Origin of the sequence: Hymenobacter sp. 15J16-1T3B (assembly GCF_020711235.1) — a bacterium.
Classification (GTDB): domain Bacteria; phylum Bacteroidota; class Bacteroidia; order Cytophagales; family Hymenobacteraceae; genus Solirubrum.
Genome location: NZ_JAJFAV010000003.1, coordinates 182,976 through 207,111 on the forward strand (window position 1 = coordinate 182,976; position 24,136 = coordinate 207,111).

General features: G+C 64.4%; 21 protein-coding genes. 12 read left to right on the forward strand and 9 right to left on the reverse strand.

What is annotated here, in order from left to right; genetic code table 11:
* Positions 1-39: 39 nt before the first annotated feature.
* The 4 genes from rnhA to aroQ all read right to left on the reverse strand — a co-directional run bounded on the left by rnhA (position 40) and on the right by aroQ (position 3,047).
* Positions 40-507: a ribonuclease HI gene (rnhA, locus tag LJ737_RS06710; protein WP_227763953.1), complete on the reverse strand. Its 468-nt coding sequence runs from the start codon at positions 505-507 to the stop codon at positions 40-42.
* A gap of 59 nt (positions 508-566) precedes the next feature.
* On the reverse strand, positions 567-1,130 hold the full coding sequence (locus LJ737_RS06715; RefSeq protein ID WP_227764460.1) for a MarC family protein: 564 nt from the start codon (positions 1,128-1,130) through the stop codon (positions 567-569).
* A 180-nt stretch (positions 1,131-1,310) separates the two neighbouring features.
* Positions 1,311-2,366: an aminotransferase class V-fold PLP-dependent enzyme gene (locus LJ737_RS06720; protein ID WP_227763955.1), complete on the reverse strand. Its 1,056-nt coding sequence runs from the start codon at positions 2,364-2,366 to the stop codon at positions 1,311-1,313.
* A 228-nt stretch (positions 2,367-2,594) separates the two neighbouring features.
* Positions 2,595-3,047 (reverse strand): type II 3-dehydroquinate dehydratase, encoded by a 453-nt coding sequence (gene aroQ, locus LJ737_RS06725; RefSeq protein WP_227763957.1) that lies wholly within the window; start codon positions 3,045-3,047, stop codon positions 2,595-2,597.
* A gap of 72 nt (positions 3,048-3,119) precedes the next feature.
* On the opposite strand from aroQ, the gene xerD reads away from it, so the two are divergent.
* Complete coding sequence (gene xerD, locus LJ737_RS06730) at positions 3,120-4,025, forward strand: site-specific tyrosine recombinase XerD (RefSeq protein WP_227763958.1); 906 nt, start codon at positions 3,120-3,122, stop codon at positions 4,023-4,025.
* Positions 4,026-4,174: 149 nt separating this feature from the next.
* Complete coding sequence (locus tag LJ737_RS06735) at positions 4,175-4,678, forward strand: hypothetical protein (RefSeq protein ID WP_227763961.1); 504 nt, start codon at positions 4,175-4,177, stop codon at positions 4,676-4,678.
* Positions 4,679-4,769: 91 nt separating this feature from the next.
* On the opposite strand, the gene LJ737_RS06740 is transcribed toward LJ737_RS06735, so the two are convergent.
* The gene (locus LJ737_RS06740; RefSeq protein ID WP_227763963.1) at positions 4,770-5,201 is read right to left on the reverse strand and encodes a SpoIIAA family protein; all 432 of its coding nucleotides are present in this window, start codon (positions 5,199-5,201) and stop codon (positions 4,770-4,772) included.
* A gap of 100 nt (positions 5,202-5,301) precedes the next feature.
* Here LJ737_RS06740 and LJ737_RS06745 point away from each other — a divergent pair, with 100 nt between their 5' ends.
* The 8 genes from LJ737_RS06745 (at position 5,302) to LJ737_RS06780 (ending at position 16,478) form a co-directional block, all read left to right on the forward strand.
* Positions 5,302-7,026 carry a DUF6044 family protein gene (locus LJ737_RS06745; protein WP_227763965.1) on the forward strand — a complete coding sequence of 575 codons (1,725 nt, stop codon included), beginning with the start codon at positions 5,302-5,304 and terminating at the stop codon, positions 7,024-7,026.
* Between the two features lie 160 nt (positions 7,027-7,186).
* Complete coding sequence (locus tag LJ737_RS06750) at positions 7,187-10,186, forward strand: FtsK/SpoIIIE family DNA translocase (protein ID WP_227763967.1); 3,000 nt, start codon at positions 7,187-7,189, stop codon at positions 10,184-10,186.
* A gap of 114 nt (positions 10,187-10,300) precedes the next feature.
* The gene (gene lolA1, locus LJ737_RS06755; RefSeq protein WP_227763968.1) at positions 10,301-10,948 is read left to right on the forward strand and encodes an outer membrane lipoprotein periplasmic chaperone LolA1; all 648 of its coding nucleotides are present in this window, start codon (positions 10,301-10,303) and stop codon (positions 10,946-10,948) included.
* Positions 10,949-11,090: 142 nt separating this feature from the next.
* Positions 11,091-12,398: a DUF2851 family protein gene (locus tag LJ737_RS06760; protein WP_227763970.1), complete on the forward strand. Its 1,308-nt coding sequence runs from the start codon at positions 11,091-11,093 to the stop codon at positions 12,396-12,398.
* Positions 12,395-13,672: a hypothetical protein gene (locus tag LJ737_RS06765; RefSeq protein WP_227763972.1), complete on the forward strand. Its 1,278-nt coding sequence runs from the start codon at positions 12,395-12,397 to the stop codon at positions 13,670-13,672. The genes LJ737_RS06760 and LJ737_RS06765 overlap by 4 nt, the downstream gene beginning before the upstream one ends.
* A gap of 87 nt (positions 13,673-13,759) precedes the next feature.
* Positions 13,760-14,392: a NeuD/PglB/VioB family sugar acetyltransferase gene (locus LJ737_RS06770; protein WP_227763973.1), complete on the forward strand. Its 633-nt coding sequence runs from the start codon at positions 13,760-13,762 to the stop codon at positions 14,390-14,392.
* Between the two features lie 106 nt (positions 14,393-14,498).
* Positions 14,499-15,455, forward strand: a complete 957-nt coding sequence (gene trhO, locus LJ737_RS06775) for an oxygen-dependent tRNA uridine(34) hydroxylase TrhO (protein ID WP_227763975.1) — start codon at positions 14,499-14,501, stop codon at positions 15,453-15,455.
* A 150-nt stretch (positions 15,456-15,605) separates the two neighbouring features.
* Complete coding sequence (locus tag LJ737_RS06780; protein ID WP_227763978.1) at positions 15,606-16,478, forward strand: nucleoside phosphorylase; 873 nt, start codon at positions 15,606-15,608, stop codon at positions 16,476-16,478.
* A gap of 242 nt (positions 16,479-16,720) precedes the next feature.
* Here the strand turns inward: LJ737_RS06780 and LJ737_RS06785 are convergent, their stop codons facing one another.
* Positions 16,721-17,020 (reverse strand): hypothetical protein, encoded by a 300-nt coding sequence (locus tag LJ737_RS06785; protein WP_227763980.1) that lies wholly within the window; start codon positions 17,018-17,020, stop codon positions 16,721-16,723.
* Positions 17,021-17,131: 111 nt separating this feature from the next.
* Positions 17,132-18,148: an aldehyde dehydrogenase family protein gene (locus tag LJ737_RS06790; RefSeq protein ID WP_227763982.1), complete on the reverse strand. Its 1,017-nt coding sequence runs from the start codon at positions 18,146-18,148 to the stop codon at positions 17,132-17,134.
* 178 nt (positions 18,149-18,326) lie between these two features.
* On the opposite strand from LJ737_RS06790, the gene LJ737_RS06795 reads away from it, so the two are divergent.
* Positions 18,327-18,677, forward strand: a complete 351-nt coding sequence (locus LJ737_RS06795) for a 4Fe-4S binding protein (protein ID WP_227763985.1) — start codon at positions 18,327-18,329, stop codon at positions 18,675-18,677.
* Positions 18,678-18,933: 256 nt separating this feature from the next.
* Here LJ737_RS06795 and LJ737_RS06800 read toward each other — a convergent pair whose 3' ends face one another.
* The gene (locus LJ737_RS06800; protein ID WP_227763987.1) at positions 18,934-20,154 is read right to left on the reverse strand and encodes an adenine nucleotide alpha hydrolase family protein; all 1,221 of its coding nucleotides are present in this window, start codon (positions 20,152-20,154) and stop codon (positions 18,934-18,936) included.
* A gap of 59 nt (positions 20,155-20,213) precedes the next feature.
* Positions 20,214-21,089: a carbon-nitrogen hydrolase family protein gene (locus LJ737_RS06805; RefSeq protein ID WP_227763988.1), complete on the reverse strand. Its 876-nt coding sequence runs from the start codon at positions 21,087-21,089 to the stop codon at positions 20,214-20,216.
* A 321-nt stretch (positions 21,090-21,410) separates the two neighbouring features.
* Between LJ737_RS06805 and LJ737_RS06810 the strand changes: the two genes are divergently transcribed.
* Positions 21,411-24,041, forward strand: coding sequence for a valine--tRNA ligase (locus tag LJ737_RS06810; RefSeq protein ID WP_227763990.1), 2,631 nt, complete (start codon positions 21,411-21,413; stop codon positions 24,039-24,041).
* Positions 24,042-24,136 lie beyond the last annotated feature (95 nt).

A 24,136-nucleotide genomic window follows, 5' to 3' on the forward strand; every position in this document is an offset into this window, starting at 1 on the left:
GATGCGAAATCGGAAACGGGCAATTGACGCCGCCGGGGGCTACCCGCGCTTGGCCTCGATCAGCTCGTAGCCTTCGTCGACGAGCAGCCGGCCCTGGGTGGCGCTGCCTACGGCCAGCTGGTCGCACCGCTCGTTTTCGGCGTGGCCGTTGTGGCCGCGCACCCATTTGAACTGCACCTTGCGCTGGCGGTACACTTTCAGAAAGCGCCGCCACAGGTCTTCGTTGGCTTTTTTACCAAAATCCGGCTTCTTTTCCCAACCGAATACCCACCGTTTTTCCACCGCGTCGACCACGTACTTGGAGTCCGTGACGACGGTAATCGGCAGCTCGGGGCGGGTAATGGCTTCGAGGCCGATGATGACGGCCAGCAGCTCCATGCGGTTGTTGGTGGTGAGGCGGAAGCCCTGGGTCAGTTCTTTTTCGTGCGGCCCGAAGCGCAGAATGGCGCCGTAGCCGCCCGGGCCGGGGTTGCCGCGCGAGGAGCCGTCGGTGAAGAGGTGAATCAAGGAAGAAAAGAGAAATCAGACCGTCATGTCGAGCTGGTGGAGGAATGACGGTCCGGAGGTTAAAAATTTTGCTTGAAGAGCTTGATGGCAATGGCCAGCAGGATGACGCCGAACACGCGACGCAGGATGTCTTCGCCGGCCTGTCCGAGTTTGCGCTCAATCCAGTGGCTGCTTTTGAGCACCAGGTACACGAACACAAGGTTGGCCACAATGCCCACCAGCACGTTCGGCAGCGAGTAAAGGGCCCGCAGCGAGAGCAGCGTGGTCATGGTGCCGGCGCCCACGATGAGCGGGAAGGCCAGCGGCACGATGGAGCCGGTGCCGCTGGTGGTGGGGTTGTGGCGGAAAATCTGCACGCCCAGCACCATTTCCAGCGCAATGAAGAAAATGATGAGCGAGCCGGCCAGCGCAAACGACGCCAGATCCACGCTGAACAGAGCCAGGATGCTCTGGCCCAGAAACAGGAACACCACCATGATGATGCCCGCCACCAACGTCGCCAACTCGGAGTTGATGCGGCCCTCGCGCTGGCGAATCTGGATGATGATGGGAATGGAGCCCAGGATGTCGATGATGGCGAACAACGTCAGCGTGACCGACGAAATCTGCTTCAGCGAAAACAGGGAGGCGAAATCAGGCATGAACAGGAAATTACTAGGGCGTCATGTCGAGCTTGTCGAGACATCTCGCGTGCTGACGTTGAATCGTATCTTCTTCGTTTGGGCGACAAAGGTACTATCTGGTGTCAGCACGCGAGATGTCTCGACAGGCTCGACATGACGGGCTTTTCCCGAAGCATGCGGCTACACCGCTGCCAGCAGCTGCAGCAGCTGGTCGTAGGCCACGTCGGGCAGGGCGGGGAAGTTGGCAATGCGGAAGGTGGTCTTGGCCCAGTTGCCGTAGCCGCTGCCGAGCGTGAGGCCGGCGGCGGCGGCGCGCTTCTTCGTCTCGTCTACCAGGGCCGCCGGGGCCTGCACGGCAATGACGGTGGTGGAGCGCGTTTCGGGGTTTTGCACCAGGGGTTGAAACTGCGGGTGCTCCTCGAAGAACTGGTAGAGGCGCTGGGCCCGCTCGCGCAGGTGCTGGTCGATGGCCTTGATGGGGGCGCGGTCGAGCAGCACGCGGCAGAGCAGGTAGATGGCCAGCACGTTGGGCGTATGGGTGGTTTGGAAGTTGAGCATCTTCTCGTACATGCTCACCAGGGAGTTGTAATGGCCTTTTTCGCCGATTTCGCGGGCGCGGGCAATGGCCCGGGGCGAGAGGATGAGCAGGCCCAGGCCGGCCGGCATGCCGAAGCACTTCTGCACCGAGCCGTACCACACGTCGGCCTTGATGTGCTTGAGCTGTATGCCCGCCAGCGAGGACGTCACGTCGACGCAGAGCAGGGCGCCGGTTTGCTGGCAGCGGTTGTAGAGGTTGAGCACGGCCCCGTCGCGCAGCTGGGTGGCGGTGCTCGTCTCGTTCTGGGTGATGCACACCAGGTCGGCATCGTCGGGAATCAGGGCCGGGTCGGGCACTTCTTCCAGCCCGAATTGGTGGCCCGTGCAGGCCGGGTGAATGGCCTTGGCGTACTCCAGCCACTTCTCGCCGAAGGAACCGTTGTAGAGGTGAAAGCTGCGGGTTTTGGTCAGGCTCTGCGCCAGGATTTCCCAGCACTCGGTGGCCGAGCTGGTGAAGAACACCATGTAGTCCTGCGGGATGTTGAGCTTGTTTTTCAGCTCGGCCACCGTCTGCCGCACCAGGGCCGTAAACCGTTCCCCGCGGTGCGGGGCCGACAGCCAGCCCTCGTCGAAGGCGGCGGCCAGGTACTGACGAATGGCAGGGTACACCTGCGAAGGACCAACGTTGAATGTATACATAGGTGCGAAAGGCTAGGGGAGGAGCGGCAAAGGTAGACCGCAGACAGCAGCGATGAACGAATAAATGCCCCGGATTCGTACCAGCGGCTGATTTCGTAGGCACGGCGGCGTTGGCCTGCAGGGCAGAGGCTCCCGCCGGCTCACCCCGTCGACCTTCGGTTCGCTCGCAAGGACAGCTGGTGCTACCACCTCGCTGGCTCGCCCCGACGACCGGGGGCGTCAGCTCGCTTAATTGCCCGATTTGAAGCCGACCCGGCGCGGGCGCAGGTTCTGGAAGTACTGCAGGGCCAGGCGGTAGCTTTCCAGCTTGAAGCCGCTGATGGAGCCCACGCAGTGCCGCCCGATCAGGCTACGCTGGCGAAATTCCTCGCGGGCGGCCAGGTTGGAGAGGTGCACTTCGACCACCGGCGTGTTGATGCCGGCAATGGCGTCGGCCAGGGCCACGCTGGTGTGGGTGTAGCCGCCGGCATTGAGCACGATGCCGTGGTAGCTGAAGCCCACTTCGTGCAGCTTGTCGAGGAGCGCGCCTTCGTGGTTCGACTGAAAGTGCTCGATGGCAAAGTCGGGAAACGCGTCCTGCAGCTCGGGCAGGTAGTCCTCGAAGGAGCGGGTGCCGTAGATGCCCGGCTCGCGGCGGCCGAGCAGGTTGAGGTTGGGGCCGTTGATGATCAGGATTTGCATAGCGGGGGAGAAACCAGTGCCGAAGCCACAAGTTTAGCGAACGGCCGGCGGCGGGCCGTACCTTTGCCCGCTATGGCGCTTACCTGGAACCTCGCCCTGAAGCAGTTTGAAGGCTACCTGCGGCTGGAAAAGTCGCTGTCGGGCCACTCCATCGAAGCCTACGTGCGCGACGTGGACAAGCTGCGCCAGTACCTGGAAATCCGCAAGCTGCCCGCCCGGCCCGACCAGGTGACCAGCGGCATCATCCGCGACTTCCTGGCCTGGCTCAGTGAGCTGGAGCTGACGGCCAACTCGCAGGCGCGCACCCTCTCGGGGCTGCGGGCCTTTTACAAGTTTCTGCTCATCGAAGACCTGGCCCAGCAAGACCCCACCGACACGGTGGAGTCGCCGAAGCTGGGGCGCAAGCTGCCCGACACGCTCAGCTACGAAGAAATCGAGCGGCTGCTCGCCGCCATCGACCTGAGCACCAACGAGGGCACCCGCAACCGGGCCATGCTGGAGGTGCTCTACTCCTCGGGCCTGCGCGTGTCGGAGCTGGTGGGGCTGCGCCTCTCCAATCTGTACGTCGACCAAGGCTTCGTGCGGGTGCTGGGCAAGGGCTCGAAGGAACGCCTCGTGCCCATCGGCCGCGACGCGCTCAAGCACGTGGGCCTGTACCTGGAGGGCGTGCGCTGCCACCTCGACGTGCAGCGCGGCTCGGAGGACATCGTCTTCCTGAACCGCCGCGGCGGGGCCCTCTCGCGGGTGATGGTATTCAACATCATCAAGGACACGGCCGTGAAAGCCGGCATCGACAAGGTCATCAGCCCGCACACCTTCCGCCACTCCTTCGCTACCCACCTCATTGAGGGCGGGGCCGACCTGCGCGCCGTGCAGGAAATGCTGGGCCACGAGAGCATCACCACCACCGAAATCTACACCCACCTCGACCGCGACTACCTGCGGCAGGTCATTACCGCTTTTCACCCGCGCAGCTAACTGAAGCGGGGTGGCGCTGAACGGGAATACTGGCTTCTGAGTTAGGGAAAGTCGATAAAAGGTATATTTTTAAGGTTAAATATGGCTTGATAAAGTTGCGGGTTGAGCCCGCAGCTATGGGCCGATACCCCACCTTACCTTTTTCGTCCATGAACCGTTTGTCGTTGCTCCTGGCCAGCCTACTGCTGGCACTGCTGGCCGTACCGGGCTTCGCCCAGAAAACCAAGCGCACCACCCTGAAAGCCGGCACACTCGTCGTGCTCGAAACCAGCAACCCGCTCTCGTCCAAGGACGCGCAGGTTGGGCAGAGCGTGACGCTGCGGGTGAAATACGACGTGATGATCAACGGAAGGGCCGTTATCAAGGCCGGGGCACCGGGTAGCGCACAGGTGGTAGCGGCCGAACAGCGCAAAGGACTGGGCAAGGAGGGCTCGTTGTCCATTCGTCCTACCGTGGTGCAGGCCGTCGACGGGCAAATGGTGCCGCTGACCGGCAACGGCGTGGGGCAAAACGGGGACGACACCAAGGGCGGCACCATCGCGCTGGCGGTGGTGGTCAGCCCACTGTTCCTGCTCAAGAAGGGCAAGGACGCCACCATCCCGGCCGGCTACGAAATGCAGGCCAACGTGGCTTCCGAAACCGTCATTCAGTAGCTGTTGAACGGTTTTTGCCACAAGGCTTGGTCCGCCGACCGGGCCTTCTGGTTGCTGGCGTGATGTCGCGGCACCCCGCGCGGCCAACGACTCAGGAAGCCGACCCCGGGCCGGCCTGCTGGCTGCGCAACCACTGCTGGGCTTCGGCCAAGTCGTCGAAAATCTGCAGCTCAAACTGCTGGCCGAAGGGGCGGCGGGCGGCCACGTCGGCGGTGCTGGCCAGCAGGTGCGGGGGCGTCACGTGGGCCACGTAGCGCAGCCCCCGTTCGGCCGCCACGGGCGCCCAGATGTGCTCCAGCCAGGCAGTGGAGCTAAACCACGGCCCGGACAAGCGGCTGTTATCGTTGAGCAGGCAGGGCGAGGGGAAGTGCCGCAGCGACGACAAATACGCCTCTGCGCCCCGCTCGGCGTCGCGGGTGGGCACGTAGCCGGCCCAGCTGGCCTGCAACCAGCGGTTGACAGGATCGAACTGAATGGAGCAGTACACCTGCTCGTCCTGGTTGTAGAGGTCCTGGAGGCGCATAACGGATAGCAACGGTCGAAACAAAGCGGACGGCGGCAGCCGCGTATTTATGCGCACGGCCGGTAAAAAGGTTGGCCGCGGGCTGCGACCTTTGCGGCGCATGAATTCCCTCGCGCTGCCGTTTTTCCGCCGCCCCGTGCTCTGGGCCCTGCTGGCGCTGCTGCTGCTGTGGCTGCCCGTGGTGCTGCGCGGCCCCGATTCCTACGTCATCCTCGACGACAACCTCGACGCCGAAGTGAGCGTGCCGGTGCTGCTGCACCGCTTCGGCGTGACCCTCGACTACCGCCCCGAGGCCAGCATTCCGGCCATCATGAACGGGCTGCCGCGCAGTGCGCAGCGGCCGGGGCTGAACGTGACGGTGGGGTTGTTTGGCCTGCTGCCGCCGCTGGCCGCGTACTGGACCAACGACTTGCTGGTACGCGCCGCCGCCCTGCTCGGCATCTACCTGCTGCTGCGCCGCTACGGCCTGCCGCGGGCGCAGGACCGCCCGCTGTCCGCCGCCGTGGCCCTGGCCTGGGCGGTGTTGCCCATGCATTCGATGTACGGCCTTTCGGCGCTGGGCACGCCCTGGCCCGTGCTGGCCGTGCTGAACTTGCGCGCCGGCCGCGGCCGGTGGTGGGACTGGCTGATCCTGGTCGCGTTTCCGCTCTGGTCCATGCTGGTGCTGGCGGGCTTTTTCCTGCTGGTGGCGCTGGGCGGGCTGCTGCTGGCCGACGCGCTGCGGACGCGTCGCATCGGCTGGGCGGCCTGGGGTGGGGTAGCAGTGCTGGCCCTGGGCTACCTGCTGGTGGAGTGGCCGCTGATCAGCAGCACCCTGCTGCACCCGCAGTTCGTGCCGCACCGCGTCGAATTTCGCCTGGCCGAGCTGACGCCGAAGGGGCTGAAAGCCGGCATCCTGAGCTCCTGGCAGTATTTTATGTGGGGCCAGTACCACGCCAGCCGATTTTTCCGGGGCATCATCCTGCTGACCTTGCCCGCGGCCGCGTGGTGGCACTGGCGCCGCGGCAGCGCCGACCGGCGCTGGGAGCTGCCCGTGCTGCTGGGGCTGCTGGGCTTGCTGCTGCTGGCCGTGTTCTGCGGCTTTTACCCCCAGCTCATGGGCCCGGTGCAGCGCGTGGCGCCCTCGCTCGGGGCGTTCAACCTCAGCCGCTTTCATTTCCTGACGCCGCTGCTCTGGTTTGGCCTTTGGGTGGTGGCCCTGCGCGAGTTGCCCGCCGGCCGCCTGCGCACCGGCTTGGTAACGCTGCAGCTGCTGCTCGGCCTGGTGCAAAACCCCGAGTGGGCCCAGAACCTGCGCCGCTGGACCGGCCGCCCCGACGCGCACGAACCCAGCTGGCAGCAGTTTCTGGCCCCCGAGCTGCTCACGCACGTGCGCCAGCGCCTGGAGCAGCGCAGCGGGCAGCCCGCCAGCGCGTGGCGCGTGGCCTGCCTGGGCCTGCCGCCCGCCGTGGCCCAGCTCGGCGGCTTCTACACCCTCGACTCGTACCAGAGCACCTACCCGCTGCGCTACAAGCATCGGTTCCGCCCGCTGATTGCCGGCGAACTGGCCAAAAGCCCCGAACTGCAGCGCTACTTCGACGACTGGGGCAGCCGCTGCTACCTGTTCTCCGCCGAGCTGGGCCGCAACTTCCGCGTGGCCCGCGCGGATGGCCTGGTCGTTCAGCACTGGCGCTTCGACGCGGCGGCATTTCGGCGGCTGGGCGGGCGCTACGTGCTGGCGGCGGCCCGCCTGGCCCGGCCGGCGGAGGCGGGGCTGCGGCCGGTGGGCTATTTCACCGAGCCCGGGGCGTACTGGGGGCTGTATATTTATGAAGCGAAGCCGTAGCGCCGGGCAGAAATCGGTAAGTAGGAATGCTACGGCCCGGTGGGCTGGCGTTTACGCGCTAATTTCACTGGCCTTTTGCTAGGCCCGGGCGCCGAGCGGCCCGCTTTTCGTCCCGGCATCTCGCCCGAAACCCGTAATTTCGGCCCTTTAGTGCGTCTGAATGGCAAAGAATACTTACAAACCCGCCAATGGCGCGGCTCCCCGCGCCACGAACGAACCCCGCCCGGCGCGCAACCAACCGAAGGCGGAAGCCGCCCCGGCGCCGGCCCCCGCCCGGGAGCCGCGCCGCCCCGCTGCGCCTGTCGCGCCCAAAGCCCCGCGCAAACCCCTGAAAATGCCCAACTTCGGCGGCGCCCTTGGGTTTCTGCAGGACCGCCGCTTTCAGCTGTTTGCCGGCTTCTTCTTCCTGATTTTCTCGCTGTTCCTCACCATTGCCTTTTTCTCCTACCTCTTCACCGGCCACGCCGACCAGAGCGTGGTGGAGGGCATGGGGCAAACCTCGGTGAAGGAAGCCGGCCAGGAAACCGGCAACTGGCTGGGCCTGATGGGCGCCTGGCTGGCCTACAAGCTGATTCAGCAAGGCTTCGGCGTGGCCGCCTTCGCCGTGATTCCCGTGGCCTTTGCCGCCGGCTACAAAATCGTGTTCCGCCGCCAGGAAGTCTCGCTGAGCTTCGTGTCGGCCGTGTGCCTCTTCGCCATGCTCTGGCTGAGCATGCTGCTGGGCTACCTCGTGCTTACGCTGCAAACGCCCGGCGCCGACCCGCGCACCGCCCACAGCCTCGACTTTCTCTGCGGCCGCGTGGGCTACGAAGCGGCCCTGTGGCTCGACAGCCTCATCGGCTGGGGCACGGTTCTGCTGCTGGCTTTCCTGCTGATTTCCTTCGTAGTGGGCTTTTTCAACGTCACCACCATCAACATGCCCCGCCGCAGCGCCGGGCTGGAGGATGAAGAGGACGCCGTGCCTAACGGCGCCGCGCAAATGGGCGCCAACCGCCCCGCCAAAGCGACCGTGGTGCCGGAAGACGACGAAGAGGAAGCTGGTGACGACCTGGGCTTTACCGTGCGCAATGTCGGCCCGGTGGCGGAAGTCCCGAAGCCGGCGGTGTCGGCTGAACCCAAGCCCGCCGCCAAGCCGGAGCCCGCCCCGACCCGCCCCAGCCTCGCCCTGACGGTGGAAGGCGCCGACGACGACACGCCGCCGTGGGAGGTAAGCCCCGCCGCCTCGGCTGGCCATACCGTGGCTGGCAGCGTGGCTTCGCTGGCTATGGGCGGGCTGAGCACGGCTGCCAGTGCCGCGGCCGCACCCGCCCTGGGCGCCGCCACGACAGCTGCCACCGTGGCCGCTGCCGCCAGCGCGGGACCGAGCTTCTCCATCGAAGCCCCGGCCGCCGAGCCGGTGGCGACGCCTGCTTCGCGCGTGCCTACGCCGCTGTCCTTGGCCGACTTGGCCGACGACAACGCCCCGCTGCCCGCGCCCGCGGCGCCGACCGTGCCCGCCAAAGGCCCGGCGTTCGAAGTGGAAGTGGCCCCCGAGCCGGAACTACGCATCGAAAAGACCCCGCCCGGCGAGCTGGACCCCTCGGCCGGCGCCGACATGGCCGTCATTTCGGAGGAAGACGAGGACGCCGAGCAGATGCCCAACGTCAACTACGACCCGACGCTGGACCTCTCGCGCTACCAGTACCCCACGCTGGAGCTGCTCAACGACTACGGCGTGCCCAAGGCCCAGGTGAGCAAGGAGGAGCTAGAAGCCAACAAGGACCGCATCGTGGAGACGCTGGGCCACTACGGCATCAACATCGCCTCCATCAAAGCCACCATCGGCCCCACGGTCACGCTCTACGAAATCGTGCCCGACGCTGGGGTGCGTATCTCGAAGATCAAGAGCCTGGAAGACGACATTGCCCTGAGCCTCGCCGCCCTCGGCATCCGCATCATTGCCCCGATTCCGGGCAAAGGCACCATCGGCATCGAGGTGCCGAACACCAAAAAGGAAATGGTGTCGATTCGCTCGGTGTTTGCCACCGAGAAGTTCGCCCACACCGAAATGGATTTGCCCATTGCCTTCGGCCGCACCATCACCAACGAGGTGTTCGTGGTCGATTTGGCGAAGATGCCGCACTTGCTCATGGCCGGTGCCACGGGCCAAGGCAAGTCGGTGGGCCTGAACGTGATTCTGGCCTCGCTGCTCTACAAGCGCCACCCCGCGCACCTGAAGTTTGTGCTCGTCGACCCGAAAAAGGTGGAACTGAGCATCTTCAACAAGATCGAGCGGCACTTCCTGGCGAAGCTGCCCGACACCGAGGAGCCCATCATCACCGACACCAAGAAGGTGGTGCACACGCTCAACTCCTTGTGCATGGAAATGGACCGCCGCTACGACCTGCTCAAGGACGCCGGCTGCCGTAACCTGAAGGAGTATAACCGCAAGTTCATCGAGCGGCGCCTGAACCCGAAGAAAGGTCACCGCTTCATGCCCTTCATCGTGCTGGTGATTGACGAGCTGGCCGACTTGATGATGACCGCCGGCAAGGAAGTGGAAACGCCCATTGCCCGCCTGGCCCAGCTGGCGCGCGCCATCGGCATTCACCTCATCGTAGCCACCCAGCGCCCCTCGGTGAACGTGATTACCGGCATCATCAAGGCCAACTTTCCCTGCCGCATCAGCTTCAAGGTGACCAGCAAAATCGACTCGCGCACCATCCTCGACGCCGGCGGCGCCGACCAGCTGGTGGGCCAGGGCGACATGCTCATCTCCCAGGGCTCCGACATCATCCGCGTGCAGTGCGCTTTCATCGACACGCCGGAGGTGGACCGCCTCTGCGACTTCGTGGGCGAGCAGCAGGGCTACCCCGACGCTTACCTGCTGCCCGAAGTAGCCGGCGCCGACGGCGACTCCAGCGGCGGCGACTCCGACTTCGACCCGGCCGACCGCGACTCCATGTTCGAGGAAGCAGCCCGCGTCATCGTGCTGCACCAGCAGGGCAGTACTTCGCTGATTCAGCGCAAGCTCAAGCTGGGCTACAACCGCGCCGGCCGCCTGATCGACCAGCTGGAGCACGCCGGCATCGTCGGGCCTTTCGAGGGCAGCAAAGCCCGGGAGGTACTTATTCCGGACGAATACGCTTTGGAACAGTTGTTGAATACGCTCCCCAAGTAAGCCGCCTGCGGCCTTTGTGACGACAAAATGAAGATTCGGGGAGCGTTTTTAAACAATCCCGCGTTTTGTACGTCTCATAGGCGCAGTTCCTTTCCGAACTCCCCAAACTCTCCCATGAAAAAAATCATTGCCCTGCTGGCCCTGGCCGCCTCGTTCGTTCAGCCGGCCGCCGCGCAGCAGGACCCCAAAGCCGGTAAGATTCTGGACCAGATGAGCGCCAAGTACCAGGCCATGAAGGCGTTCAAGGCCTCGTTTACTCAGACGCTGGAAAACCAGACCGCCAAGGTGAAGGAAAACATGAGCGGCGACATCCTCGTGAGCGGCACCAAGTTTCGGTTGAAAGTCAACGGACAGGAGGTCATCAACGACGGCAAGGTGGTGTACGCCTACGACAAGTCGACCAACGAGGTGAACATCTCGGAGTACGACCCGTCGGACGACCAGGAAATCAACCCCTCGCAGATTTACTCCCTCTACAAAAAGGGCTATAAATACACCTACGCCGGCACCACCAAGGAAGGCGGCGTGACTTGCGACGTGATTGAACTCTCGCCCGAGGACCACAACAACCAGGTGTACAAAGTGCGCCTGAACGTGAGCCAGGCCGACAAGTCGGTGAAGAGCTGGAAGATGTTCAAGAAGAACGGCAACCGTTACACCTTCGCCATCAAGAAGTTTGAGCCTAACGCCCTGGTGGATGCGACGACGTTCACCTTCGACAAGGCCAAGTACAAAGGCGTCCGGGTTATCGACCTGCGCTAAGTTTTTTTGGTTGCGACATGCGGCCCGCTTCTGCCTTTTTGGTGGAGGCGGGCCGCGGTGTTGTTGCGGACTTGGATGCTGGGGGCGGAGTGCTAAATTGCTCGGCGCAACTGATTAGCATTTATCCTCAGGCCCGTTATCCATGCAGGAAGATTTTCTCCATTACGTCTGGCAGCACCAGTATTTCGACAAAGCCAGCTTGCGCACCGAGCAGGGCGAATCCATCGTGGTGCTCAAGCCCGGTTTCCGCAACGCCGACGCCGGCCCCGACTTTCTGGGGGCGCGCCTGATGCTGGGCGAGGTAGAATGGAACGGAGCCGTGGAAATCCACCTGCGCGCTTCCGACTGGCACCGCCACCAGCACCAGCACGACAAAAAATACGACCAAGTGATATTGCACGTGGTGCACACCGCCGACCAGTCCGTGCGCCGCACCGACGGCAGCGAAGTGCCCGCCCTGGCCCTGCAGCCGCGCCTGGTACCCAGCCTGCTCTACGCCTACGAGGCCCTGATGGCTGCCGAGCAGCCGCAGCTCTTGCCCTGCGCGGGTGCCCTGGCCACCGTGCCCGAGGTGACGCGGCTGAGCATGGTGGAACGGGTGCTGCTGGAGCGCGTGGAGCAGAAGGCCACGGGCGTGCTGGAGCTGCACGAGTTGAGCGGCCACGACTGGGAAACCACTGCGTGGCTGGTGCTGGCCGCGGGGTTTGGCTTCAAAAAGAACGCCGAGCCGCTCACGCGCCTAGCCCGGGCCTTGCCGCTGCCGGTGCTGCGCCGCCACCGCCACGAGCTGCGCCAGACCGAGGCGCTGCTGCTGGGCCAAGCCGGCCTGCTGCCCGCTGCCGCCGAAGCCCCGGACGCCTACTGCGCCGAGTTGCGCCGCGAGTACGACTTTCTGAGCCACAAGTACAACCTGGCCGGCACCGCGCTGGCCCCGCACGACTGGAATTTCTTGCGCCTGCGGCCCGCCAACTTTCCTCCGGTGCGCCTGGCCCAGCTGGCTGCGTTGCTACACGCGCAGCCCCGCCTGTTTCAGCCCCTGCTCGACGCTCCCGACGTGCCGACCCTGGAACAAATGCTGCTCACGCCGGTCAGTGACTACTGGCAGCGCCACTACCGGCCCGGCGGGGCGGCGGCCAAGGTGCCGGGCCTCGGCCGCAGCAGTGCCCACCTGCTCATCAGCAATGTGGTGGTGCCGCTGCGGGTGGCGCACGCGCTGAGCCTGGGCGACCAGGCAGGGGTGGAGGCCGCCGTGGAGCTGCTCAGTCAGCTGCCGCGCGAGCAAAACAGCGTGTTGGCTCCCTATGAGGCCCTGCACTTCCGCCACCGCAGCGCGGCCGACTCGCAGGGGCTGCTAGCTTTGCAGCGCGGCTACTGTCAGCCGCGCCGCTGCCTGCACTGCGCCATTGGCAGCCGCATCCTCTACCGCCACGTGCCCCCGTCCGCTTCGTGAAGTTGTTGCTCCTGCTCGTTGCCAACGCCGCCGTGCTCTGGGGCCTGTACCGCTGGCTGCGGGTGCAGCGGCAGCTGCCGGGCTTGGGCTACTTCGTCCTGCCCACGCTGGCGCTGCGGCTCGTGGCCGGCGCCGTCAGCACCATTCGCCCCACCGACGACGCGTGGTACTACCACAGCTGGGCGGCGCTGATGGCGGCGCAGCAGCGGCAGGCCCCCGCGCAGTGGCTGCGCATGCTCGCTGGCGACGAATTTCACTTCGGCGAGCAGGCGCTGGTGTTTCACGGATACTCCAATACGTTTTTCTTTATCAAGCTGCTGTCGGCGTTCAGTTGGCTTACCGGCGACGTGCTCTTGCTGCAGGCGCTCTACCTCTCGGTGGCCGCTTTCGGCGCCTGCTGGCTGCTGGTGCGTGTGCTGGCGCAGCTGTTTCCGGGCACCCGCGGCGGCGCCGTGCTCAGCTTGTTGCTCTGGCCCTCGGCCCTGTACTGGTCGAGCGGCGTCACCAAGGAAAGCCTGCTGCTGGCCGGCAGCGCCCTCTTGCTGGCCTCGGCGCTGATGCTGCTGTACGGCCCGGCCGGCTCCCGGCGGGGATGGTGGGCCTTGGGGGCGGTGCTCGGCACCTGGCTGAGTTTTAAGATGCGGTTTTTCTTCGGGGGCGCGCTGCTGGCCGTGCTGCTGGCCGTGGCGGTGGTGTACTTTGCCAGTCAGCTCGGCGGGCCGTGGCGCCGCCGCTGGCAGGTCCTGCTGCTGCTGGCGTTGCTGGGCGTAGGCGCCCGGGTGGCGGGCGAAATCAGCCCGGTGTTTCGGTTCAATAAATTCGCCAGCCAGCTCACGCGGACGTATTCGGCCCTGCGGCAAAAGTCGCTGGGGCGGCCGCACGTGGCCCTGCCCGAGCTGGCGCCCACCGCCGAAAGCATTCTAACACACACGCCCAAGGCCATTGCCAGCACCCTGTTCCGGCCCTTTGCCTGGGAGGGCGACACCGTGTTCTACGGGTTTGCGGCCCTGGAAAATCTGGGCCTGCTGCTGCTCGCCCTGCTAGCTGCTGCCGACTGGGCCCGCCGCCGCGGGGCCCCGCTGCCGTTCTTGGTGGCGCTGGCGCTGCTGGTGTATTGCCTGCTGATGGCTGCGCTGGTGGGCTTGAGCACGCCCAACCTGGGCACGCTCAGCCGCTACCGGGCGCCATGGCTGCCGTTGCTGGTGTACGTGCTGCTGGCCCAGCCCACGGCGGCCGGGCTGCTGCGGCGCTTGCGCATCTTCACGCCCGGCTAACCACCAGCGCCGTTTTTCCGCCCCGGGCGCCGTATCTTTGCGGCTTAGCGTGCCCGGCTGCGGGCGCCGTTTCCTGAAGAAGTTCGCATGGAAAATCCCGTAATCATCCTCGGTGCCCAAACCGTCGGCACCGCCGCCCTCGACGCCTTCACCAGCAACGACGTGGTGGTCTACTGCCTGCTCGACGACAACCCCAAGCTCAAGGACACCGACCTGCACGACGTGCCCATCATGGGCGCCACCGACGACGAGGAGATGCTCAAGCTGCTCGGCAAGAAGTGCGAGGTGTTCGTGGCGACCGAAGACACGGCTTCGCGCAAGGCCTTGACCAACATGCTGCGCGAGGAGTACGAGCAGGTGCCCGTCAACGCCATTCACCGGGCGGCCAGCGTCTCGGAGCACGCTTGGCTGGGCCACGGCAACCTCATTGCGGCCGGCGCCGTGGTGTCGTCCGACGCCAAGGTGGGCAACGGCTGCCTGATCGGCGTGCGCGCCGTGGTGGACGTACGCGCCCAAGTGGCCGATTACGTGCAGCTCGGGGCCGGTGCTATCATTAACGCCGACGCCGAAATCGGGGAGCAAGCGTTTATCGGCTCGGGCGCGGTGGTGGTGTCGGGCGTCAAAATCGGGGCCAAGGCCCGCGTGGGCGCCGGGGCGGTGGTCGTGGCCGACGTGCCCGCCAACCAAACCGTCTTCGGCAACCCCGCCACCAAGGTGTAGCCGAGCCATACGTACAGAGCATCGAGACGCTCGGGTACCCGTGGGCTGAACTCCGGCCCGGCCCGTGGTGTCTCACTACTCACTACGCACTACTGAATACTCTGCAATGGATTACCGCGTCCTGCTTTACTACTGCTACACGCACATCGAAGACCCCGAGGCGTTTCGCGAGGCGCACCATCGGCTGTGCCTGGGCCTGAACCTGCGCGGCCGCATCATCGTGGCCGAAGAAGGGCTGAACGGCACCGTGTCGGGCACCGTCGTGGACTGCGAAGCCTACATGCGGGCGGTGAAGGCCGATGAGCGGTTCGCCGCGCTGGAATTCAAGGTGGAAGAGGCCCCGGCGCACACCTTCCAGAAGCTGCACGTGCGCGTCAAGCCGGAAATTGTGCACGTGGGCCTGCCCGCCATCAAGCCCTACGAGCGCACCGGGGTACACCTCTCGCCCGCGGAATTTCGGCAGATGAAGGACCAGGACGACGTGGTCATTCTCGACGTGCGCTCCGACTACGAGCACCACCTCGGCCGCTTCAAAAACGCCGTCACGCTTGATATCGGCAACTTCCGCGAGTTTCCGGAGAAGGTGGAGGAGCTGCGCCAGTACCAGGACAAGAAAATCCTGACTTACTGCACCGGCGGCATCAAGTGCGAGAAGGCCTCGGCGTTTCTGCTCGAACAGGGCTTCGAAAACGTGTACCAGCTGCACGGCGGCATCATCAAGTACGGCCTCGAAGCCGGCGGCGAAGATTTCGAAGGCAAGTGCTACGTCTTCGACGGGCGCGTGGCCGTCGACGTGAACACGGTGAACCCCACGGTGGTGGCCCAGTGCATCAGCTGCGGCCGACCCGATGAGCGCATGGTCAACTGCGCCAATCCGCACTGCAACGCCCACGTGGTGCTCTGCGAAACCTGCGCCGAGCAGCGCGAAGGCGCCTGCTCCGAGGCCTGCCAGCAGCACCCCGACAAGCGCCCATACGACGGCACCGGCACCTACCCCAAGCTCAGCAACCACTACAACCCCGAGCAGGGCCTGACCTCGTACCGCGCCCCGGGGCGCCCCTAAGCGCCTCGCGGCGAAGCCTGTTACCGGAATGTTACCAAAAACCCCGGCCGTGGTCGGGGTTTTTTCGTTTTTTACCCGAGGTTTGCGCGGCCGCCGTACAAGTGGCGGCTTCGTCCTTTCCCCACTTCTCTCACCCGAACCCCTATTGCCATGCCGATACCTTCGTCGGAGTTCATTCTGAACCGCGACGGCAGCATTTACCACCTGAACCTGCTGCCCGACCAGATTTCCGATACCATCATCACCGTCGGCGACCCGGACCGCGTGGCCCTGGTCAGCCAGCACTTCGATTCCATCGAGACGCAGGTCAGTAAGCGCGAGTTTGTGACCCACGTGGGCTACTACCGCGGCAAGCGCCTCACGGTGGTGTCCACCGGCATCGGCACCGACAACCTCGACATCGTGCTCAACGAGCTGGACGCGCTGGTCAACATCGACTTTGTGACGCGCGAGGTGTGCCCCCTTGAGGAGCGCATCAACCTGCGCATTGTCCGCATCGGCACCAGCGGCGCGCTGCAAGCGGATATTCCCGTGGGCTCGCACCTGGTGTCGGAGCACGCAGTGGGCCTGGAGTCGCTGATGCAGTTTTACCCGCTCGTGGAAACCGGCGCCGAAATCGAGTTTGCCACCGCCGTGCAAAACGCCATCGGCCTCGACTACCGCCCGTACTGCGTGCTCGGCTCCGACCTGTTGCGCGAACAACTCGGCGAAGGCATGGTCACCGGCAACACCGTTACCTGCCCGGGGTTCTACGGCCCGCAGGGCCGGGCCCTGCGCCTCGAGCCGCGCTTCCCGGACCTGATCAACCGCCTGGCCCAGGTGCAGTACAGCAACGCCGAGGGCACCTTCCGCCTAACCAACTTCGAAATGGAAACCGCCGGCTACTACGCCCTGGGCCGCATGCTGGGCCACGAAGTCGTGTCGCTGAATGCCATTGTGGCCAACCGCGCCACCGGTGAATTCGCCGAAAATTCGGACCAGATTGTCAACGACCTGATTGCAAAGACGCTAGAGCGGCTCTAAGCTGAAAGCAAAGAGCAGCCGCCCTGGCCGTCTTGCGAGCGAAGCGACGCACTCGTTTTGCTGGCGGCACGGCGGTTCAACTGGCAGAAGCCGGAAAGCCACTCAGCCCAAAACGGCACCGCCCGAAACCACAGTTGCTGGTTTCGGGCGGTGCCGTTTTGGGTCGGTGCGTACCGGGCCGGCTGAGCTACTGGAGGAACGGTTGCGTCGTCTCGCTCGCAATGACGGCTAGGGGAACCGGCCTAATAAAAATCAAACCCGATGATGGCGTGAATCGGGAGGGTGATGCCGGCTTTCAGGGTGATGTAGGTTTCGTGCACGCCCCAAACCGTGGTTTGCACGCGTTTGGTGTGGCCGTCGGCGGTTTTGAAGTAGATGTCGAGCTTGCCGTGCTCGTTGTTGCCGAGGGCGCAGGCGCGGTCGGCATCGAAGCGACGCAGCTTGCGCGCGTCGGGGGTGGAGAGGACGTCTTCTGGAGCGAAGTGGAGGGTCGGAATCGTTTCTTTGGCAACGGTTTCGGCCGATTCAGTGACGACTAGCATGGGTCTTAAATCGGAAGGTTCGGGTAAACGGAGAACAAACAACCGTGCCAAAAACGCGGCGGCCGGTGAAGGCAGCGTGAACGTCGCAAAAAGCGGGCGCGGGTGGCTTTTCTACGTCAACGACGCCAAAAAGGCCATGGTGTCCACGCCATCGGCGTAGTCGCCGACGCCCGGCTGCTGGGCCCGCCCGGCCGGCACCGAGCCCGGGTACCACCCGTTCACCGACACGACCACCTGCGTTTTGTCGGCCACGTCGGCCAGCTGCTGGCGCAGGTCGTCCTCGCTGCGGTACTCGCTGTAGTGCAGCACCGAAATGGGGGAGACGAGCTGCATGCTCTCGGTGAGCAGCATAAAGCCGTTGTCGAGGTGGGGCACGCGGTTCACCAGCAGCAGGCTCTTCTGGTAGTCGTAGTTGTTGTGGTAGCGGTTGTGGTTGTCCACCCGCTCCCAGCTTTGCATGGCGTCGAGGAAGGGCGTGAAGCTATAGCCGGCGGGCACCAGCAGGCGCGACACGTTGCGGCAGCCTAGGCCGTAGTACTGAAACACGTCGGGGCCGAACTGGGCCAGCTCCTCGCGCGGCTCCAGCCCGGCAATTACCCCAATACTGGAGCGGTTGCGGCGAATCAGGTTGGGCTTTTTGCTGAAGTAGTACTCGAAGTAGCGGGCGGTGTTGTCGGAGCCGGTGGCAATGAAGGCGTCGGCTTCGCGCAGCATTTCCACGAAGCGCAGCTGCTCCGCGAAGCGCGGCTCGATGTCGAGCAACTGCTGGCCCACCCAGCGCAGCAGGATGTTGTCGTCGGCGGAGAGCTTGGCCAGCAGGATGTGGCCGCTCAGCAGTACGCAGAGCATGTCGTGAAAGCCCACCAGGGGGATGTTGCCGGCCATAACCACGCCCACGCGGCGCGGCTCGCCCTGGGGCTCCGAGGGGTAGCGGGCGGCCCAGGCCGCGAGGGGCTCGGCGTCGAGCAGCGCGGCCACGCCCTGGAAGGCGGCGCGCACGTTGGGCTCGTCGAACCAGGGGTTGTGGTTGCGGGCGCGGGACGTGAGGGAATACAGCTCGTCGTCGGAGAGGGTGCGTAGGCGCTGGCCCAGGCGAATAAAGGCGGCGAGGCGTTCGGGGTGAGTCATAGAAGCAGAAAAGCGCGAATCAGAGCCGAAAGTTCGCAAGAAACCGCCGCCGGTACTACTTTTGCCCGACTGTACGCACCCCAACGATGGGCGCCGCGGCTGGCCTAAGCCAACCCCGAAGCCCCGCCGCTGCGTATCAGGCCCTAACTACATTCTCTCAACCTGACGACCCACGGCCATGGCCATCATGATTACCGACGAGTGCATCAACTGCGGTGCCTGCGAACCGGAATGCCCCAATAACGCCATCTACGAAGGCGGCGCCAACTGGCGCTGGGCCGACGGCACCACCCTGAAAGGCACCGTGGAAGTGGACGGCGGCAAGCAGGTGGACGCCACCGCGCCCCAAACGCCCGTATCGGACGAGTACTACTACATCGTGTCGGACAAGTGCACCGAGTGCGTGGGCTTTCACGAGGAGCCCCAGTGCGCCGCCGTTTGCCCCGTTGACTGCTGCGTGGACGACCCCGACTACCGCGAAACCCAGGAGCGCCTGCTGCAAAAGAAAGACTGGCTGCACGTGGCGTAAGCGCTGCCCGCGCCAGCTTGCGGACGGCAGTTCTCCGCCGTTATTGTGAGGAGGCACGACGCAACCCTGCTTCCCGCGGCACGACGGCCCCACTGGCAGCAGCTCAAAAACAGCCGCGCCCGAAACTGGAGCATCAGTTTCGGGCGCGGCTGTTTTCGGTTAGCAAGTACTGTGTCGGCGGTGCTACTGGAAGAAGATTTGCGTCGCTGTGCCTCCTCGCAATGACGACGGGGCAAAACGCTGCGGCCCCGCGTTGCTAAGTGCCGCAGTTGAAGTACTTGTCGTAGGCCGATTCGGGCAGCAGACGCAGCTTGCTGGCCACTTTGATGGGCCAGCGCAGCAGCCGGATCAGCGTGTAGTTGTTGGGGTAGTCGCGGAAGGTCTTGACCGGGGCATTGACAATCTGCTCAAACTCCTCGCGTGTGAGTCCCAGGCGCTTGATGCACAAGTTGATGACCTTTTCGTCCTCGATGGCGTTGATGTGCTGGCACTTCTCCAGCGCCGCTTCGCGCGTCATCTGCCCCGAGCGCACCAGCGCCGAGTAGTTGAACAGGCGCCGGTCGATGTTGAACTTGACGCGGTTCAGGTAGTAGATAACGCTCTGGTAGAGGTCGTCGAAGTAGTGCGCGCCGGGGTTTACCCACTCCAGCTCCCGTTCCAGCAGCTCGTCGACGTCGGCGCGCACGTAGGGCAGGTGGTAGAGCAGCGTGACGGTCTTGATGCCGCGCAGCACCGTGTAGTAGAACATTTCCTTCAGGTCCAGGTGAAACCCCGGGTCGGTAGGGCTCCACTTGCGCAGGGGCACAGTGCCGAACTGCCGGTGCACCGCCTTCAGGTATTTGCCGTCCAGAAAATTCCACGACAGCGGGGCAATGCCTTCGGTGCGAAACGACTGCCCGATGACGATGCGCTGCACGCCTTCCTTGGCCGCCACGCCGTACAGCGCGGTGGCAATACCGATGTCGGTGCCCTCCTCGATGTCGGGGGTAGAAGCCTTCAGAAAAGCAATCTTCAGGTCTTTCGACTCCCGCCAGTCGGAGGTGATGGTGCGCAATTCCACGCCGAGCTTGCGGCAGGCCTTCACCATGTTTTCGCCGGCCACGGGGTTGCCGAAGCCGTCGTTGAAGTGCACGGCCAAGGGGCGCAGGCCCAGCTGCACCACGCAGTACCAGAGCGTGTAGCTGCTGTCGCGCCCGCCGCTGACACCCAGCACGCAGTCGTATTTCTTGCCGCGGCCGAGGCGCTTCATTTCCGCGGCCGCGCTCTGCACGTAGGCGGTGCCGGCGGGGCCGAGCGGGTTGTCGCGGTCCAATTTGTCGTGCAGCTCGCAGAAGTTGCACTCCCCGCTCTGGGCGTGAAACCGAATGCCGGGCACGGTGGTATCCATTATGCACCGCGTGCAGCACTGGTAGCCCGGGTGGGGGGCCGGCTGGTCGATGGGTGAGTCGACGGTGACTTTAACGGGGGAAGAAGGCATTGAGTACTGCTGAGGCAACAGGCGGAGAGTGAAGGGCGGCGGGTGGGAGAAAAAGGAAGTTAGGCAGGATTGGGCAACTCGTCAAATCGATAGCCGAGGCGCTGCAGGCGGCTGGTAATGGCCGTGCCGCGTTCGGGGCGGTGGGGGCGGGGCAGGTCGGCCACAATCAGCTCGCCGGCAAACTCGTTGAACTTGCCTTGGGCGCGGATGCCGCTGGCGTCCACGGCCAGGGAGCAACCAATGCTTTTCTTGCCCTCGTAGGGGCCGCCGACAATGTAGCCCACCGAAGTGGTGCCCACCACCACCACGTTGTAGTAAGAGGCCAGAATCTGGTACGGCTTGATCCACTTCTCGCGGTAAGGGTCATCTTCCTCCGTGATGGAGTAGTCCACCGTCCACGACGAGGGCGAAAGAATGATTTCGGCCCCCATGCGGGCCAGCGTGTGCCCAATCGGCAGCCCGTCGATGTAGTTGTCGGCGCAGATGTTGAGCCCCAAGCGGCCCAGCGGCGTGTCGATGACGTTGAGGGTGGTGCCGACCTCGTAGAACGGTTGCTCCACCGTGAGCAGGTTGATCTTGTGGTACTTGAGCAGGATGCGGCCGTCCGGGTTGATGAGCACGGCGGCGTTGTAGATGCGGCCGTCGGCGGCGCGTTCGGTCAGGCCGGCGCACACGTAGAGGCCGTGGCGGGCGGCTTCCTGGCAGAGGCGGTCGGAGTAGGGGCCGGGAATCGGCTGAGCTTCGGTCAGGGCGCTGGGGTGGGTCCAAGCGAAGTCCAGCGTTTCGGGCAGCAAGACCAAGTCGCAGCCTTGCTCGGCGGCCTCCTCAATCATGCGGGCGGCGCGGTCCAGGTTGCGCAGCGGCTCGCCGCCTTCCACCAACAGCTGGCCCATGCCGATGCGGATGGAGCCTGGGTGTGCAGAATTAGAGGGCAACGGGGCAGCAGAGCCGCTTGCTGGAGCCAGCGCCGAACCAGTCGGAGCCGAGTCGTTTTTCTTCCAGCGGCTAAACAAAGACGGCATCAGATTACGGGCAGCAGTTGACGAAAGGGCAAGTTTTGCTACCTAAAAGTACGCTAATGGTGTCAAATCCAAACCAGCTTCGGAAGGAGGTAGACAGCAAAACTACTATTCTTGGCAGCGTTCAAAATTAAAGGATGATTAAATGCAATGCGTGCTTATTCGATTGGGGCAAGGAGTTCCGGCCCCGGCCCGAAATGCCTACTTTTGCCGATTCCGAACCGATTTCCCCTGACTATGTCCATCCCCAAGACCTACCAGCCCGCCGAGGTAGAAGACAAGTGGTACCAACGCTGGCAGGAACAAGGCTTTTTCACCTCGAAGCCCAATCCGCGCAAACCGGCCTACTCGGTGGTCATTCCGCCCCCGAACGTGACCGGGGTGCTGCACATGGGCCACATGCTGAACAACACCATTCAGGACGTGCTGGTGCGCCGCGCCCGCATGCAGGGCAAGGAAGCCTGCTGGGTGCCCGGCACTGACCACGCCTCCATTGCCACCGAAGCCAAGGTGGTGCAGATGCTCAAGGAGCGCGGCATCGAGAAAAAGGACCTCACCCGCGAGGAATTCCTCAAGTACGCCTGGGAGTGGAAGGAGAAATACGGCGGCATCATCTTGGACCAGCTCAAGAAGCTGGGCGCTAGCTGCGACTGGTCGCGCACGCGCTTCACGATGGAGCCCGAGCTGACCGAGGCCGTGCTGCGCGTGTTCGTCGACCTGTACCGCAAGGGCCTGATTTACCGCGGTATTCGCATGGTAAACTGGGACCCGCTGGGCCGCACCGCCATTTCCGACGAGGAGGTAATTCCCAAGGACACCATGGCCAAGATGTACCACCTGCGCTACCCAATCGTGGGCCGGCCGGGTGAGTTCATCACCGTGGCTACCTCGCGCCCCGAAACCATCATGGCCGACGTGGCCGTGGCCGTGAATCCCAACGATGAGCGGTATCACCACCTGCACGGTGCCAAGGTGCAGATTCCGCTGCTGGGCCGCGAAATTCCGGTGATTCTGGACGAGTACGTGACCATCGAGTTCGGTACCGGCGCGCTGAAGGTAACCCCAGCGCACGACCTGAACGACTACGAGCTGGGCGTGAAGCACAACCTGCCGGTTATCGACATCCTCGACGACGCGGGCTTCCTCAACGAGAAGGCCGTGCTCTACGTGGGCCAGGACCGCTTTGCCGCCCGCCGCACCATTGTGAAGGACCTCGACGAGGCCGGCTTGCTCGCCAAAGTGGAGGAGTACGCCAGCATTGTGCAGACCTCGGAGCGCACCGGCGCCGTCATCGAGCCGCGCCTCTCCATGCAGTGGTTCCTGAAGATGGCCGACATGGCCGGCCCCGCCCTGGAAGTGGTGGAGGACGACCGCGTGAAGCTGCACCCGCCTAAGTTCAAGAATATGTACCGGGTGTGGATGGAAAACGTGCACGACTGGTGCATCTCCCGCCAGCTCTGGTGGGGGCAGCGCATCCCCGCGTACTACCTGCCCGACGGCACCTTCGTGGTGGCCCTTAGCGACGAAGAGGCACTTCAACTGGCGCGTGAGCAAAGCGGTAACAGCGCATTGCAGATTAGTGATTTGCGCCAGGATGAAGACGTGCTTGATACCTGGTTCTCGTCGTGGCTCTGGCCCATCTCGGTGTTCGACGGCTTCAAGGATCCGGACAACGCCGACGTCAACTACTACTACCCCACGGACGACCTCGTGACGGCCCCAGAAATCCTCTTCTTCTGGGTGGCGCGCATGATCATGGCCGGCCTGGAGTACCGCCAGGACGTGCCGTTCCGCAACGTGTACCTCACCGGCATTGTGCGCGACGCCCAGGGCCGCAAGATGAGCAAGTCGCTGGGCAACTCGCCCGACCCGCTGGACCTCATTGCCCAGTACGGCGCCGACGGCGTGCGCACCGGCATGCTGTTTTCTTCGCCGGCCGGCAACGACCTGCTGTTCGACATCAAGCTGGTGGAGCAGGGCCGCAACTTCACCAACAAGCTGTGGAACGCCTTCCGCCTTACCCAGGGCTGGGAGGTCGACGCAGCGCTGCCCTTCGCCAACGAGCGGGCCACGGAGTGGTTCCAGGCCAAGCTGCAGGCCACCCTGGCCGAGCTGGACGAACACTTCGCCAAGTTCCGCATGTCGGACGCGCTGATGACCGTCTACAAGCTGGTGTGGGACGACTTCTGCTCGGTGTACCTGGAGATGATCAAGCCCGCCTACCAGGCGCCCATCGACGCGGAGACGCTGCGCCGCACCACTGGCTTCTTCGAGAGCCTGCTGAAGCTGCTGCACCCCTTCATGCCCTTCATCACGGAGGAAATTTGGCACCACCTGGCCGAGCGCGGACCCAAGGACTACCTCTGCGTGGCGCCCTGGCCCAAGCAACAGCCCGTAGCAGGTGGCGCCGAGCTGCTGAGCCGCATGGACAAGGCCCTGGACATTGTGGGTGGCGTGCGCACCATCCGCAACCAGAAGGGCCTCGGCCCGAACAAGCCGCTGACCCTGGCTGCCAAAACCGACGACGCCCAGCTGCTGACCGATTACGAGGGCATCCTGCGCAAGCTGGCCGGCCTGACGGAAATCAACGTGGTAGACGCCGCGCCGGCCGCGGCGGTGGGCTTCGTATCGGGCGGGGCGGAGTTCTTCGTACCCATGGAAGGCCAGATTGACCTGGGGGCCGAAAAGGAGCGGCTGAGCAAGGAACTGGAGTACGCCCAGGGCTTCCGCAACTCGGTGATGCAGAAGCTCGGCAACGAGAAGTTTGTGCAGAACGCCAAGCCGGAGCTGGTGGAAAAGGAACGCCAGAAGCTAGCCGACGCCGACGCCAAGATTTCGGCCCTGGAGCAAAGCCTGGCAGCGCTGTAAGCCAGCTGCCAGCCGATACCGAAACCGGCTGCCTTCCGTGCGGAGGGCAGCCGGTTTTGCTTGGCTCGGACGTAAAATCGTCTGTCATCCTGAGC

Bases quoted from the DNA above. Each gene is read 5' to 3' on its own strand.
- LJ737_RS06720 (WP_227763955.1), bottom strand. From the start codon at position 2,366: ATGTATACATTCAACGTTGGTCCTTCGCAGGTGTACCCTGCCATTCGT.
- aroQ (WP_227763957.1), bottom strand. From the start codon at position 3,047: ATGCAAATCCTGATCATCAACGGCCCCAACCTCAACCTGCTCGGCCGC.
- xerD (WP_227763958.1), top strand. From the start codon at position 3,120: ATGGCGCTTACCTGGAACCTCGCCCTGAAGCAGTTTGAAGGCTACCTG.
- LJ737_RS06735 (WP_227763961.1), top strand. From the start codon at position 4,175: ATGAACCGTTTGTCGTTGCTCCTGGCCAGCCTACTGCTGGCACTGCTG.
- LJ737_RS06740 (WP_227763963.1), bottom strand. From the start codon at position 5,201: ATGCGCCTCCAGGACCTCTACAACCAGGACGAGCAGGTGTACTGCTCC.
- LJ737_RS06745 (WP_227763965.1), top strand. From the start codon at position 5,302: ATGAATTCCCTCGCGCTGCCGTTTTTCCGCCGCCCCGTGCTCTGGGCC.
- LJ737_RS06750 (WP_227763967.1), top strand. From the start codon at position 7,187: ATGGCAAAGAATACTTACAAACCCGCCAATGGCGCGGCTCCCCGCGCC.
- lolA1 (WP_227763968.1), top strand. From the start codon at position 10,301: ATGAAAAAAATCATTGCCCTGCTGGCCCTGGCCGCCTCGTTCGTTCAG.
- LJ737_RS06760 (WP_227763970.1), top strand. From the start codon at position 11,091: ATGCAGGAAGATTTTCTCCATTACGTCTGGCAGCACCAGTATTTCGAC.
- LJ737_RS06770 (WP_227763973.1), top strand. From the start codon at position 13,760: ATGGAAAATCCCGTAATCATCCTCGGTGCCCAAACCGTCGGCACCGCC.
- trhO (WP_227763975.1), top strand. From the start codon at position 14,499: ATGGATTACCGCGTCCTGCTTTACTACTGCTACACGCACATCGAAGAC.
- LJ737_RS06780 (WP_227763978.1), top strand. From the start codon at position 15,606: ATGCCGATACCTTCGTCGGAGTTCATTCTGAACCGCGACGGCAGCATT.
- LJ737_RS06785 (WP_227763980.1), bottom strand. From the start codon at position 17,020: ATGCTAGTCGTCACTGAATCGGCCGAAACCGTTGCCAAAGAAACGATT.
- LJ737_RS06790 (WP_227763982.1), bottom strand. From the start codon at position 18,148: ATGACTCACCCCGAACGCCTCGCCGCCTTTATTCGCCTGGGCCAGCGC.
- LJ737_RS06795 (WP_227763985.1), top strand. From the start codon at position 18,327: ATGGCCATCATGATTACCGACGAGTGCATCAACTGCGGTGCCTGCGAA.
- LJ737_RS06800 (WP_227763987.1), bottom strand. From the start codon at position 20,154: ATGCCTTCTTCCCCCGTTAAAGTCACCGTCGACTCACCCATCGACCAG.
- LJ737_RS06810 (WP_227763990.1), top strand. From the start codon at position 21,411: ATGTCCATCCCCAAGACCTACCAGCCCGCCGAGGTAGAAGACAAGTGG.